Origin of the sequence: Nocardia sp. NPDC019219 (assembly GCF_040632645.1) — a bacterium.
Taxonomy (GTDB): domain Bacteria; phylum Actinomycetota; class Actinomycetes; order Mycobacteriales; family Mycobacteriaceae; genus Nocardia; species Nocardia sputorum.
This window is the reverse complement of record NZ_JBEYCG010000005.1, coordinates 173545-187511: the sequence shown is the minus strand read 5'-3', so window position 1 is coordinate 187511 and position 13967 is coordinate 173545. Positions and strand designations below refer to the sequence as shown.

Here is a 13967-nt window from a genome sequence, read left to right as displayed (position 1 = left end):
GTGTGCCGGTGGCAGGGTCCGTCGACGGGCGGGTACCCGGGCGGTCATGCGCCAATCAGCGCGGCCGCCGCCCTAGGCGGTCTCTTGCGGGGGCAGCAGCCGCGGGAGCAGCACGGCGGCGGCGGTGGCGGTCGTCGCGCACGTGGTCGCGATCCCCCATCCGACGGGATCCAGCGGGCGGCAACCGAAATAGCCGCACAGCCCCGGCGTCATCACCACCGCGCCGAGCACCGCGCCACTGGCCGCCGTGGTGAGCCACACCAGCGGGCTGCGGTATCCGGAGACCAGCGTCTGCCCGAGCTGCGTGCCGATCAGCGCGACCAGCCCGATGGTGGCCGCGCGCCGCTGCGTGCCGGTCATGCGGCCGAGGGTCCAGGCGACCGACGCGCTGGTAGCCGTCGCGACACCGCGGACGCCGAGCGTGCGCAGCAGGTCCGTGCCCAGGTGGGCGCGCGGGAGTCCGGCCAGCCGCTCTCCGGCCCGCTCCGCCTGCGCCCGCGGATCGTCGGCGTCGTCGGGATCGGCGGTGTCGCGCTCGCGCGACAGCGCCAGCGCCATGGCGGGGAACATGTCGGTGAGCATGTTCACCAGCAGGAATTGCCGGGTGCCCAGCGGCGCCCGGCCACTGACCGCGGTGCCGTACAGCGTGAAGGCCACTTCGCCCGCGTTGCCGCCGACCAGCACGCCGACGGCGTCGGTGACCCGCTGCCACATGCCGCGCCCTTCGACGAGGGCGTGCAACAGCACCAGCGGGTCGGGGTGGGTGAGCACCATGTCGGCGGCATTGCGGGCGGCGACCGAACCCTGTGCGGCCAAACCGATTCCGACGTCGGCGGTGCGGATGGCGGCGGCGTCGTTGCTGCCGTCGCCGGTCATGCCGACCACGTGACCCGCGCGGCGCAGCGCCGCCACGATACGCACCTTCTGCTCCGGGTCGACGCGGGCGAAGACGGTACTCTGCTCGATCAGCTCCGTCTGCGCGGTCTCGTCCAGACGGTCGAGATCCGCGCCGGTCACCACCTGGCCGGCCTCGATACCGAGCTGGCGGGCCACCGCCGCGGCGGTCACCGGGTGGTCGCCGGTGATCATGCGCACGCTGATGCCGTTGCGTTGCAACGCGGTCACAAGCGGCAGCGTCTGCGGGCGCGGAGCGTCGGCGAGGCCGAGGAAACCGAGCAGGGTGAGCTCCTCGACGGCCGCCTCGACGTCGTCGGGTTCGCCGGGCAGATCGCGGCGGGCCACCACGAGCACCCGCAGGCCCTGCTCGGCGAGATCGCGCACCGCCTTGTCGGCGCGTTCGCGCATGTGCTCGTCGAAGGGATGGTCGGTGTCGTCGGTCCGCACCCGGGTGCAGCGCGACAGGACGACTTCCGGCGCGCCCTTGACGATCAACCGCAGTTTGTGGGCGGTGTGGCCGAGGGTGGCGGCGTAGCCGCGGTTGGATTCGAACGGGATCTCCTCGATCGGATCCCAGCGGCGGGCGTCCTCGCCGAGCGCCTCGGCCGCGGCGTCGACCACCGCACGGTCGGTGGCGTGCGCGATCGGGCCCTCGGCGGGGTCGGGGCAGGCGCGGGCCGCGGCGCGCAGCAGGCGGTGCGCGCTCTCCGAGCCGGCGTCCGGGGACCACTGGTCGTCGAGATCGGCGAGGGTGGTCAGCCGCAGCCGCCCTTCGGTGAGGGTGCCGGTCTTGTCGAAGCACAAGGTGTCCACCCGGCCGAGGGCCTCGACGGTGCGGCTGGCGCGCACCAGCACGCCGTGCCGCGACAGCCTGCGGGCGGCGGCCAGCTGAGCGACCGTGGCCACCAGCGGCAGTCCCTCGGGGACCGCGGCGACCGCGACGGCCACACCGTCGGCGATCGCGGTGCGCAGCGGCCTGCCGCGCAGCATGCCCAGCCCGGTCACGACGCCACCGCCGGTCAAGGTCAGCGGCAGGGCGCGGTCGGTCAAGCGGCGCAACTGCGCTTGCACGCCTGCCTTCTCCGGCGGGATGGCCCCGGCCGCGGCGCGGCCTGCCTGGGTGTCGGGGCCGACGGCCACGACGATCGCCCGCGCGGTGCCGTTGACCACGGTGCTGCCCTCGAACACCATGCAGGCGCGATCGGCCACCGACGTGCCCGGGGTGGCGGGCACCTGCTTGTCGACGGTGATCGACTCGCCGGTGAGGCCGGATTCGTCCATCTCGAGGTCGTCGGCGCGCAGCAGTCGCGCGTCGGCGGGGACCACATCCCCGCCGCGCAGCACGATCACGTCGCCGAGTGCGAGAACGGTGGCGGGCACCTTCCGTTCGCGTGGTTCGCGCGCGTCCAGCTCGGCGCGATCGATCACGCGGGCGGTGAGCCGTTCGCCCTCGAACAGGCGGTGCAGCGCACCCTCGGCACGCTGCCGCTGCCAGGCCGACACCAGCGCGTTGACCCCGAGCACCGACGACAGCAGCACCGCGTCCGACGGCGCGCCGAGCACGGCGGTGGCGACCGCGCCCACCCCGAGAATCGGGGTGAGCGGATCGGCCAGCTCGCGGCGCAGTTGGCCCGCGAACGACACCGCCGAGGCGAGGACGCGCGCGCCGGGCATGCGGGCGGCGGGACTGGGCGCGGCACGCTCCTCGACGGGAACGGGCCGCGGCAACCGACTCAGCACCTCACCGGGTTCGAGGGCGTGCCACGGCAGCAGCGGGGCGAGGGTGGCCTGCGGCTCGGCGCGCGCTATGCGCCAGCCGGTGTAGGCGCCGCTGAGCAGACCGGTGTAGTGGGCGGCGGTCATCGGCGAGGACCGGCCCGCGCTGTCCGGGGCGACGGCCAGCAGCAACCCGCCCAGCGCGGCCGCCGACAGGGCCAGTGAGCGGCCCCGTTCGCTCACCTGCCGGGCCGGGGCGATGGCGGCGAGCACCCGGTGGGCCTGCCCGAGATCGCGGCAGACCGCGTCGGCGGTCCAGGGCATCTGCAGCGCGTTGCCTTCCCGCACCGCCATCCCGATACCGACATCGGCGAAGGCCAGGGCCTTGTGCGCGCGGGGACTCAGCACCGCGACGACGTGGCCGTCCTGTTGCAGGCTGCGCACGCGTTCGCTGAGCGAACGCGACGGGGAGACGAATTCGTCGGCCATCGACCGCAGTTCGGCGGCGTCGGCGCCCGCGGCGAGGGTCACCCGCAGGCCCGCGCTGCGGGCCCTGCTCAGCAGGGCGTGCGCGCGCCGGTCGAGTTCGCGTCCGACCAGCACCCGTCCCACCGGTGTGCCGTTGTCGTGGAGTTCGCGCCACACGGCGCGGCGGGTGTCGCCGTCGTCGGGCCTTCCGGTCGCGGGGTGCACCAGACGCCGGTGGCCGCCGGCCGACAGGTAGCGGTCGGTGTCGTCGGGCAGCAAGTCGTTCTGGGCGCCTTCGCCGGCCTCCTGTTCCCACAGCAGCCGCTGGCTCGCGCTCCATACTTCGGCGACCGACCACCGTGGATCGGTGGCTTCGGCGTCGAGGATCAACCGGCGCGCGGTCAACAGCGACTCTCCGTCGATGACCAGCGCCGACAATCGGTCCAGCCGCCGCCACACGCGCGGGTGCAGCGTCAGTACGCCCGCCCGGCCCAGCATCGTCGAGACCAGCGCCCCGTAGGCTTCGCGGCTGGCCCGCGCCGCCTTGGGCGCTCCCAGTTCCAGCGCGTCGGCGGCGCCGAACAGGCCGCGGCCGCCGAGCACGGAGGTGACCGCACCCACCAGCGCGCCCGCGGCCGTTTCGTCGGCGACCCGCTCGATCGGTCCCTGCGGCATCTCGACCACGCGGGCGCGCGGCGTCAGCGGATCGCAGACTTCCGCCGGGCGGCGGTCGATGTCGGCTTCCCAGTCGCGCCATTGCGCGTACCGGGTCAGCGACTCGGTCAGGGTGAGACCGCGGTGCACCGCGTCGATCACCAGGTTCGCCGTGCCCGCCGCGGCGGTGTTGCCCAGGGCGTTGCCGATGGCGTTGGCCGTGGTGAGCAGCAGGTCGGTGCGGGTACGGCCGAGCTGTTCCTCCAGTGGTTTGCGCAGGCGGGGCTGGGTGTCGACGAAGGCGGCCACCGCGCGCAGCACGCGGGCGGGCTTGCGCAACGGCAGCACCGCGGCCACCGTCGACAGCGCGATCGCGCCCACGTCGCCTGCGACCTGGATCCCGGCCGCCAGCAGCGGTTCCCGATCGCCGGGGTGCTCACAGCCGCGGCTCCAGTCCAGGTCGCCGACCGCGGTGTCGGCCTCGACGGACTCGATGGCCGACACCAGGGCGGGCAGGTCGGCCGCGCCGTGCTCGAGCGCGGCGACGACGCGCCCGGTCACCGCGTTCACCCGCCACCAGCGCACGTCGCGGCGCCGGTCCAGGGTCCGGTGCAGCGCTCGGGTGACGTCGCCGCTCTTGCCGGAGTCCAGTCCGCGCACTTCCACGGTGGCCCGGTCCTCGTAGAGGGCCACCCGGCGGCGGGTGCGCAGCGCATGCGGATCGATCAGCGCCGCCAGTTCGTCGCGCAGCTCCTCGTCACGTCCCAGGTTGAGCAGCGACGCGCTCGCTCGCGCGCCCGCCACCACCGCCTGCACCGGCGCCTGTGCCGCTTTCGCGCCCAGACCGACGGCCTTCTCCACCCCTGCGCGGGCCATCTCGGCGGCGACGGAGGTCGGCGCCTCGAGCCACCACGGCGAGACGGCTGCGCGTAGTAAGAAGCTCATACACGGCAGCTACCCAGGCCCGAACAGAGCAAACCGTCCGCCGCCGCGGTCTCGGACGACCGCGGCCGGGTCCGCCGCGCCGGTCAGTTCGTGGCGGTCGGGTCGAGCACGACTTTTATCGCGCCGTCGGTTTTCTGTTGGAAGTCGGCGTAGCCCTGCGCCGCTGCGCTCAGCGGTAGCCGATGGGTGGCGAAGCCGTCCACGCCCAGTGGGTCGCCGTCACGCAGCAGCGGCATGATGTCCTCCACCCATCGTTTGACGTTCGCCTGGCCCATCCGCAGCTGGATCTGCTTGTCGAACAACACCCGCATCGGCAGCGGATCGCGCATGCCGCCGTAGACGCCGATCACCGAGATCGTGCCGCCGCGGCGGACGATGTCGATCGCGGAGTTCAGCGCCGCGAGCCGGTCGACGCCCGCGGTGTCCATCACCTTCTGGGCCACCGCGTCCGGCAGGAACGCCGCCGAACGCTGGGCCACCGACGCGATCGGCGACCCGTGGGCCTCCATCCCGACCGCGTCGATCACCGCGTCGGTGCCGCGGCCCTCGGTCCAGCCGCGGATGATGTCGCCGACCGGCTCGTCGGCGGCGGCGAGGTCGATCACTTCCACGCCGCGCCCGGCCACCCGCGCCAGCCGCTCGGGCACCCGGTCCACGCCGATGACGCGATAGCCGCGCTGCGCCGCGACCCGGCAGGCCATGTCCCCGATCGGGCCGAGACCGAGCACGGTCACCGAACCGCCGTCGGGCACCCCGGCGTACTCCACCGCCTGCCAAGCGGTGGGCAGCACGTCGGACAAATACAGGAAGCGGTCGTCGGCAGGTCCCTCGGGCACTTTGACATGGGTGGCGTCCGCGTGTGGCACCCGCAGATATTCCGCCTGACCGCCGGGCACCTGCCCGTAGAGTTTCGAGTAGCCGAACAGGGCCGCGCCGCAACCGTACCGGCGGACCTGGGTCGTCTCGCACTGGGTGGGCAGGCCGGTCCGGCACATGTAGCAGCCGCCGCAGCTGATCTGGAACGGGATCACGACACGGTCGCCGCGGGACAGCCCGGTGACCGCCGAGCCGGTCTCCACCACCCGTCCCATGGCTTCGTGACCGAGGACGTCGCCGGTGCTCATGTAGGCGCCGAGCAGCTCGTACAGGTGCAGGTCGGAACCGCAGATCCCGGTGGAGGTGACCTCGATGATCGCGTCCGTGGGGGCCTCGATGCGGGGATCGGGCACTGTCTCCACGGCGACTTTGCGTCGTCCTTGCCAGGTCACTGCCTTCATCCGGGCGCTCCTCCGGTCGGGGTCGATAACTGTCCCCGTCCTACCCGGCGGCCTGGCCCCGAAACGACCGCCGCCGGGTTTGCCCGCACCCCCTTCGGGTAGGTGGCGTCTCCCCTTCCATTACGGGTACCGGGATCGCGGGGGACGGCACGCACGACCGGGCGGCGAACGAGCTGACCACCGATGTCGACCCCGCGTCCAAGCAGCCGCTGTTCAAGACCGCGGCGGCCCGTATACGACGGGCACCGTAAGCCGCAGGTGTGCCGGCGCCGTTTGGGGGTAGGCGGTAGCCGTGGACCATACACGAGCTCCTCTGCTGGAAGCGCTTGCCGACTATCACCGCCTGGGCCGGTACGGCTTCACGCCGCCCGGGCACCGGCAAGGACGCGGAACCGACGAACGCGTCCTGGACGTGATCGGCCGGGACGCCTTCGGCTCCGATGTGCTGGCCGTCGCAGGGCTGGACGACCGGCTCTCCCGCGGCGGCTATCTGGCCCGCGCCGAGGCGCTCATGGCCGACGCGGTGCGGGCGGAATCGGCGTTCTTCTCCACCTGCGGCAGTTCCCTGTCGGTCAAGGCGGCCATGATGACCGTAGCGGGCGGCCACGACGGCGGCCTGCTCGTGGCGCGGGACAGTCACAAATCGGTCGTCGCCGGGCTCATCTTCTCCGGCGTCCAGCCGCGGTGGATCACGCCGCGCTGGGATGCCGAGATGCACTTCGCGCACCCGCCCTCGCCACAAGAGGTCCGCGAAGCCTGGGATGCCCACCCCGACGCCGCGGGCGCGCTGATCGTGAGCCCCAGTCCGTACGGCACCTGCGCCGACATCGCCGGCATCGCCGAGGTCTGCCACGAGCGGGGCAAGCCGCTCATCGTGGACGAAGCGTGGGGCGCGCATCTGCCGTTCCACGACGACCTGCCGACCTGGGCCATGGACGCCGGCGCGGATCTGTGCGTGGTCAGCGTGCACAAGATGGGCGCCGGGTTCGAACAGGGTTCGGTGTTCCACCTGCAAGGTGATCTCGTTGACCCGATCCGGCTCAGCGAGTGCGCCGACCTGCTGATGACCACCAGCCCCAACGTCCTGGTCTACGCCGCGCTCGACGGCTGGCGCAGGCAGATGGTCGAACGTGGCCAGGAACTGCTCGGTGACGCGCTGCGGGTCGCCGAACAGGCCAGGCGGCAGCTCGCGGAGATCCCCGGTATCCAGGTGCTCGAAGACGAACTGCTCGGCACGGAAGCCTCACACGACCTCGACCGGCTCCAAGTCCTCATGGACGTGTCCGGCACCGGGGCCAGCGGCTATCAGGCCGCGGACTGGCTGCGTGAGCACCGGCGCATCGACATGGGTTTGAGCGATCACCGGCGTCTGCTCGCCACCCTGTCGCTCGCCGACGACAAGGACACCGTCGACACCCTGATCGACGGCATCGCCGCCTGGCGCGACCAACTCGACGACCCCGACCCGCCGAGCATCGACCTGCCCTCGCCGGAAGACCTGCAGCTGGAATCGGTGATGTTGCCACGCGACGCGTTCTTCGGCCCGGTGGAGACGGTGGACGCGCGCGACGCCGTCGGCCGGATCGCCGCCGAGCAGCTCACGCCCTACCCACCGGGCATACCGGTGGTCGTGCCCGGTGAACGCATCGACGGCGCCGTCGTCGACTACCTGCGCACCGGGCTGGACGCGGGCATGAACGTGCCGGACGCCGCGGACTCGCGGCTGCGCACGATCCGGGTCGTCGCCCGCGGCCGAACCGGAAGTTGATGTGGATCAGGAGGTTTCCTTCATGGCCGGACCGACCGCCCTCGCGCTGGTGTGCACGCTGAAGAAGTCACCTGCCGAATCCAGCAGCGACCTCATCGCCCGGCAGGTGCTCGACGAGCTGGCCCAGCACGACGTGCCGGGCACGGCGCTGCGCGTGGTGGACTACGAGGTACTGCCCGGCGTCACCACCGACGAGGGGCCCGGCGACCAGTGGCCGTCGATCCGCGAGCGGATCGCCGCGGCCGACATCCTGCTGATCTCGACCCCCACGTGGGTGGGGCACATGTCGTCGGTGGCGCAGCGAGTGCTCGAGCGCCTGGACGCCGAGCTGTCCGAGACCGACGACGAGGGGCGTCCCGCGATGGTCGGCAAGGTGGCCACGGTGGCGGTGGTCGGCAACGAGGACGGCGCGCACAAGATCGTCGCCGATCTGTACCAAGGGCTCAACGACATCGGATTCACCATCCCCGCGCAGGGCTGCACATACTGGAACGATCAAGCCATGGGCGGCACCGACTACCAGGATCTGGACTCGGTGCCCAAGGCCGTCGCCTCGGCCACCGCGGCGCTGGCCCGAAACGCCGCACACCTGGCCCGGGTGCTGAGCGCCCAGCAGTACCCGCCCGCCGGATGACTTCCGCCCGTGATCGCGCCGGCGCCCCCTCCGGGTGCCGGCGCGATCACGTGGTCAGGCGAGGACGGCGTCGACGGTCTTCTTCAAGGCCGACGGCTGCGCGGGCGAGGTCGGCGCCTTCTTCCTGAGTTCCTGCATGCGCGCGCCGATCTCCTGCAGTTGCTTGCGTCCCAGCTGCTCGCGCACCTTCGGGAACCACTCGTTCTCTTCCTCGTCGATGTGATGATCGACGTTCTCGATCAGCACGGTGGTCTTGGCGGTGAAGTGCTCGTCGTCGGGCTTCATCGTCGCCAGCTCGGTGACCAGCACGTCGGCGACGTGATGCTCCTCGTAGGACTCCAGGATGTCCTCCTCGAGGTCGGGAACGAGTTTTCGCACCTCGGGGTACATGCACTCGTTCTCGAGATAGGTGTGCACGGTGAGCGCCTCGATGATCTTCTTCACCACGTCGCCCTTGGTTTCGACGGCGTCGTCGCCCGCCTTCTCGAACTGGCGGAACAGCTTCCGGATCGCCTTGTGGTCGTCGCGAAGCAGCACGATCGCGTCGGTGGTCATCGCTTTCTCCTTGCATCGGGGGCCGAGTCTTCTGCCGACATTCCCGGCGCCACGCCGCCGAAACCGCGGTGTGCGCCGTGCGGCGCACCTCGTCGCCGGCCGTATGGTGAACAGGCAGCGAACACAGGAAAGGACGAAGATGCCCCACGCGGACGATTACGCACAGGAACTGGCCGAATTGGCGCAGGAGGCGGAGATCACCGTGGCGGTCGCCGAATCGCTCACCTCCGGACGGCTTTCGGCCACTCTGGGCGCCGCGCCGAATTCCTCCGACTGGTTCCGCGGCGGCCTCGTGGCCTACAGCACGGAGGTCAAGCAGACCGTTCTGGGAGTGCCCGACGTGCCGGTGGTGTCGCGAATCGCGGCCGAAGCGATGGCCACGGGTGTCCGGAAACTGCTGAAAGCAGGTGTGGCCGTGGCGGTCACCGGTGCGGGCGGCCCGGATCCGCAGGACGGCCAGCCGCCGGGGTCGGTGTGGTTCGCGATCGCAGGCGAGCAGGGCGTGCGGGCCTGGCACCGTCAGTTCGACGGCGAACCCGCGGACGTGGTGGAGCAGACCGTCGCCTGCGCCACCGAAACGCTGCTCGACACCGTCCGGTCGCTGGGCCGGGATGGCTCGCCGTCGTGACCCGCGGTCACGTCGAGCGGCGCCGCTTGCGGTGGCTGGTGTCGCAGAACGGGTAGTTCTTCGAGCGCTTGCACAAGCACAGCGCCACCACGAACCGGTCGGACCGGACCGTCCGGCCGTCCGCGGTCACGAACTCGACCGGGCCCTCGATCAACGCGGGGCCGTCGGCGGTGAGCGTCACCCGCCGCCACTGCTCATTGCCGGATGCGGTCGGCACGGATCACCACCAGGTCTTCCATTCGCTGACCGGGTCCGATCAACCCGGCCGATTCCAGCCATTCCGCGCGGCGGCGCAGCACCGGCCCGAACGGCACGGTCGCCCGTGCCACGATCGCGGCCTTGAGCTCCCGCTCCCGCAACTGGGCCAACGTCTTGTCGGGATCGCTCAACGCCGAATGCACGATCAACGCGACGCCCCGCGGTTTCAGCAGGGTGGGCAGCGACGCGCACAACTGGTCGAGGATCGCTCTCCCCCCGGCTCCGGCGTCCCACGCGCGGGCGAGGCCGCGGCTGTCGGTGCCCTCGGGAGCGGGCACGTAGGGCGGGTTGGCCAGCACCAGATCGAAACTGCGCCCGCCGAGGACCGCCGCGAAATCCCCGCGCAGCACCTCGGCGTCGATCCCGCGCAGCCGGCAGTTCAACCAGGCGGACACGACAGCGGCGCGGGAGACGTCCACCGCCGTCACCCGCGCGGCTCCCGTGTACGCGGCGGCGACGGCCAAAGCGCCGGTGCCGGTACACACGTCCAACGCATGCCCGCCGTGCGGCACGCCCGCCTCGGACAGGGCACGGACGAGCAACCAGGTGTCCAGCTGCGGCGGATAGACGCCGGGAGGTCGAATCAACATCACATTCAGCGGATAGCCCGCCGAGCGCTGCTTAATCCCGCGCGCCGCCCGGGCCGCCGCCGGTAGCCCGCAACGAGCTGCCACCGCAGCGCCACGCCGCCAGCACATGATCGGCGAATCGGTCCTCCAGCAGGTTCGTCACCTGGATGCCGAAGGCCACCGACTCCGTCAGCGCGGGTTCGCGCCGCAGCAGGTCACCGATCACACCGGTGCGCATGACCTGCTCGTGCACCGCGTCGGCTTCGACGTGTTCGCGATAGAACAGCAGACACGCCGGATCGGCGTCCAACCGCTCCAACGCCTCCACCAGGCGCTGAGCGCCGGGCGGGGAGGTGATCTCCACCGTCGCGAAATGACCGACCAGCGCGCCGCGCCACGAGCGATGCAGCCCGAACAGCGACATCATGTTCACCAGCGCGAGCATCGGCGCGGGAACCGCGTCCAGATAGTGCAGATAGTCCGGGTTCAGCCCGGCGCCGGCCAGCAGATCGGCATACAGCTGCGCGTGCACGCGTTCGCCGCGCCCGCCGCCGAACTCGTCGAACTCGACAGCGACCAGCGACGCCTTGGCTTGGCCCCGCAGCCGGGGAATCACCCAGGCGTAGGGGTCGGCCTCTTTGTGGTGATAGATCGAACGATGCACGAAGTATTCGCGCATCTGCCACCACTCGCCCTCCTCGCGCAGGAAACCGCTCAGTCCCTCCGGCTCGGCCGGGGTGACCAGCAACTGTTCGAGTTCCGCGTCCAGATCCGCTCCCCCCGGCACGTCGTCGCGCAGCGCCCCGAGGAACCGCTGCTCCATCGCGGCTCGCAGACCCAGCAGACCCGGGTCCCATTCCCACCCGGCATCGACCGGACCGAAACCGTGATAGTGCAGCTCGTAGCAGGTGTGCAGGGCCAGATGCAGGTCCTCGCCGTACGGGTCCACCGCACCCAGCCCCGGCACCGGCCCGCCCGGCCTGCCGCGCAGTAGCTCCACCACCGCCTCCGACAGCTCGCCGCGCGGGCGGGGCAGATCTTGCTGCTGGGGGTCGATCATCACCGTCATACCGGTCGCTTACCCCGGCCCGGCGACGTTATCGCTTATCCGTTCGCCTTCTTGTACGCCTCGACGACCTCGGCGGAGATCCGTCCCCGCGCCGACACATCGATGCCGTTCTTGCGCGCCCATTCCCGGATCACCGTGGCCTGTTCCCGATCGTTCGCCGACCGCAGGACCCCGCCGCGGCCGCGGCGCGCACGACCGACCTTGCGGGCATACGGAACCCACTGTTCGAAGAATCCGCGCAACTGGCCGGCATTCTCCGTCGACAAGTCCATCTCGTAGGCCACGCCGTCCACGGCGAAAGACACGGTTTCCTCGGCCTGAGACTTGCCGTCGTAGTCATCGACCAGTGTCACGACGACCTTGCGTGCCATAGAGATAATCCCTTCACGGTTACCGAGCGCGTGCAGTCGAAAAAACATTCGTAGCCAGTAGATAACAGATCAGTTCCGCCCACCGGACGGCGGGGGTCCCCCACCGCGGCACGGAGCGCGTCGCAACCGGCGACGCACCAGCGGCGACCGTCGAGCCTCCACATATTGCCCGCGCACCCGGCCCGGCCGCAAACGGCCCCTCGGCGAATTGCCGAATCCGGCCGCGTCGACGGAGCCGCATTTCACCGGAGCCGGTCCACACTGCTGCCGGTCGAATTCAGTCGGCGACCTTCTGCCACACCGAGACGTGCCCGCGGCTTTCGCCGGTGAACGGCTCCCGCGTCCATCCTTCCCAGCGTTCACGCAGCCGCAGACCGGCCGGCTCGGTCATCAGGTCCAGCTCGGCGGGCCACACATAGCGGAACGGGATCCCGCACCCGGGCACCGTAACGTGCCGAAATCGGTTGTGCCCCCCATTTTTCGGGGCATACCGGCTCCCACCGTTGAGAAGTTCACGACTCCTCTTCCGCCTAGTCTGGACGGCGCCCGGTCGAGGCGGAATACTGGCCTGCGCCGGTTTCGCAGGAACCGACCATGCCGGGTGCGGGTAGCCGGTCGGTTCACGGTTCGGACGAAAGGATCATCTCTCGATTCTGCAGGCAGGCAATCGGCCCGTTGAGGACGGCGGGGGGCCGAGTACCGTTCCGAACTCTGTCGAGCGAGTGGGACATCCGCGGGAGGCGGACCCCACAACGAACCAGATGTCGGCCGATTCACCGAACTCGGCCCGACGAGCCCAGTGCACGAGCGGAAGTCGATAGTATGCGTGTGGCCTTGTTGCCCGCAGGTACCAGGGGCGATCATCAACCGTATCTCGCTTTGGCGCACGAATTCCGCGCCCGCGGGCACGACGTGGCGATCACCGCCACCCGCAATCAGGCGCACATCGTGCGCAACGCGAATTTCGAACCGCAGGTGATTCCCTTCGACGCCGCGGAACTGCTCGAGACGACCGCGGCCAAACGCGCTTTGGCCTCCGGCAAGACACTGCCGTTCGTGCGCATCATGCTCGACACGGTGAAGATCATCGAAGGCGAGCGGGGCGTCGCGATGCACGAAGTGCTCGCGGAGACCTGCGCGGACGCCGATGTCGTCGTCGCCTGCGCGTCCACGCTGCCGTGGGCGATGGAGTTCCGCGAGAAGACCGGGACGCCGGTGCTCGGCTGCCTGCCCTATCCGCTGGAACGCACCGACGAGTTCCCGTCGTCGTTCATGGCGAAGAACATGACCTCCTCGCGGCTGCTGTCGCGGGCGACCTACAGTCTCTTCGAATTGTCCTACACGTTCCTGTACCGCAAGGTCGACCGGCAATTGCGGCAGCAGATGGGTCTGCCGGGCAGGCCGCGCAATCCGTTCCGGCGACTACGTGCCGAGCAGATACCGCTGGTCCACATGGTCAGTCCCGTGCTGTTGCCGAAGCCGCACGATTGGCCGGAACGCGCGACGATCGTCGGCGCCTCCGTTCTGCCGCCCGCGCTGCGGGACGCCTGGGGTGAAGCGGTCGTCGACCCGGAACTCGACGCGTGGCTCGACGAAGGGGAACCACCGATCTATTTCTGCATGACCGGAATGCCCGTGCTCGATCCGGTGGAATGCCGCGAGATGATCGCGACGGTCTGCGCGCGCTTGGGAGCGCGGGCGCTGGTCACGGTGAAAGGCGAGGGATTCCCGAAAGGATTCAGCGCCGACCGCTCCCTGTTGATCATCGATTCGTTCGACTACGACCGCGTGCTGCCGCGCTGCAGCGCCGTCGTGCACCACGGCGGCAGCGGGAACACCCACGACGTGGTGCGGGCGGGGATCCCGGCCGTGGTGATCCCGGTGCACAGCGATCAGTTCTTCTACGGGTGGCGCATCGCCGCGCTCGGCATCGGAGCGACCTTCCCGTATCGCACGATCACCACCGACCGCTTGCATCGAGCGCTGGCGCAGGCCCTGACGCCGCGGGTGCGGCAGCGTGCGGCGGAGATCGGCCGCACGGTCGCGGCGGAGAACGGTGTGCTCGCCGCGGTCGACGCCGTGGAGAAATCGGCTGCCGCGACCACCCGACCATGAGCCGCCGGTCGGCCCGCGGGCGATCCCGGCGTCGTCCGGCGCG

The 13967-nt window shown here is 70.8% G+C and carries 11 protein-coding genes; 4 read left to right on the top strand and 7 right to left on the bottom strand.

Going from position 1 to position 13967, the window contains the following annotated elements; all coding sequences use genetic code 11:
• Nucleotides 1-72: 72 nt before the first annotated feature.
• Nucleotides 73-4680 (bottom strand): HAD-IC family P-type ATPase, encoded by a 4608-nt coding sequence (locus ABZ552_RS12340; protein ID WP_357437007.1) that lies wholly within the window; start codon nucleotides 4678-4680, stop codon nucleotides 73-75.
• An 83-nt stretch (nucleotides 4681-4763) separates the two neighbouring features.
• Nucleotides 4764-5957 (bottom strand): alcohol dehydrogenase catalytic domain-containing protein, encoded by a 1194-nt coding sequence (locus tag ABZ552_RS12335; RefSeq protein WP_281918614.1) that lies wholly within the window; start codon nucleotides 5955-5957, stop codon nucleotides 4764-4766.
• Nucleotides 5958-6249: 292 nt separating this feature from the next.
• Between ABZ552_RS12335 and ABZ552_RS12330 the strand changes: the two genes are divergently transcribed.
• Both ABZ552_RS12330 and ABZ552_RS12325 read left to right on the top strand, forming a co-directional pair.
• On the top strand, nucleotides 6250-7725 hold the full coding sequence (locus ABZ552_RS12330) for an ornithine decarboxylase (RefSeq protein WP_281880573.1): 1476 nt from the start codon (nucleotides 6250-6252) through the stop codon (nucleotides 7723-7725).
• A gap of 22 nt (nucleotides 7726-7747) precedes the next feature.
• Nucleotides 7748-8359, top strand: a complete 612-nt coding sequence (locus ABZ552_RS12325; protein WP_281880574.1) for an NAD(P)H-dependent oxidoreductase — start codon at nucleotides 7748-7750, stop codon at nucleotides 8357-8359.
• A 54-nt stretch (nucleotides 8360-8413) separates the two neighbouring features.
• Here ABZ552_RS12325 and ABZ552_RS12320 read toward each other — a convergent pair whose 3' ends face one another.
• Nucleotides 8414-8914, bottom strand: a complete 501-nt coding sequence (locus tag ABZ552_RS12320) for a hemerythrin domain-containing protein (RefSeq protein WP_281880575.1) — start codon at nucleotides 8912-8914, stop codon at nucleotides 8414-8416.
• Nucleotides 8915-9053: 139 nt separating this feature from the next.
• On the opposite strand from ABZ552_RS12320, the gene ABZ552_RS12315 reads away from it, so the two are divergent.
• Nucleotides 9054-9542: a CinA family protein gene (locus ABZ552_RS12315; RefSeq protein ID WP_281880576.1), complete on the top strand. Its 489-nt coding sequence runs from the start codon at nucleotides 9054-9056 to the stop codon at nucleotides 9540-9542.
• A 7-nt stretch (nucleotides 9543-9549) separates the two neighbouring features.
• Here ABZ552_RS12315 and ABZ552_RS12310 read toward each other — a convergent pair whose 3' ends face one another.
• From ABZ552_RS12310 to ABZ552_RS12295, 4 genes are read right to left on the bottom strand one after another with little or no spacing between them, the layout of a single operon-like run.
• Entirely contained in the window at nucleotides 9550-9759 is a 210-nt protein-coding gene (locus tag ABZ552_RS12310; RefSeq protein WP_281880578.1) for a CDGSH iron-sulfur domain-containing protein, read from the bottom strand.
• A complete protein-coding gene (locus tag ABZ552_RS12305; protein ID WP_281880580.1) occupies nucleotides 9737-10390 on the bottom strand; it encodes a HemK2/MTQ2 family protein methyltransferase in 654 nt (217 codons plus the stop codon). Before ABZ552_RS12305 ends, ABZ552_RS12310 begins: the two co-directional genes overlap by 23 nt.
• 31 nt (nucleotides 10391-10421) lie before the next feature.
• Nucleotides 10422-11438 (bottom strand): iron-containing redox enzyme family protein, encoded by a 1017-nt coding sequence (locus ABZ552_RS12300; RefSeq protein ID WP_281880581.1) that lies wholly within the window; start codon nucleotides 11436-11438, stop codon nucleotides 10422-10424.
• 35 nt (nucleotides 11439-11473) lie between these two features.
• On the bottom strand, nucleotides 11474-11809 hold the full coding sequence (locus tag ABZ552_RS12295) for an Lsr2 family protein (RefSeq protein ID WP_281880583.1): 336 nt from the start codon (nucleotides 11807-11809) through the stop codon (nucleotides 11474-11476).
• Nucleotides 11810-12631: 822 nt separating this feature from the next.
• Between ABZ552_RS12295 and ABZ552_RS12290 the strand changes: the two genes are divergently transcribed.
• Entirely contained in the window at nucleotides 12632-13924 is a 1293-nt protein-coding gene (locus tag ABZ552_RS12290) for a glycosyltransferase (protein WP_281880584.1), read from the top strand.
• Nucleotides 13925-13967 lie beyond the last annotated feature (43 nt).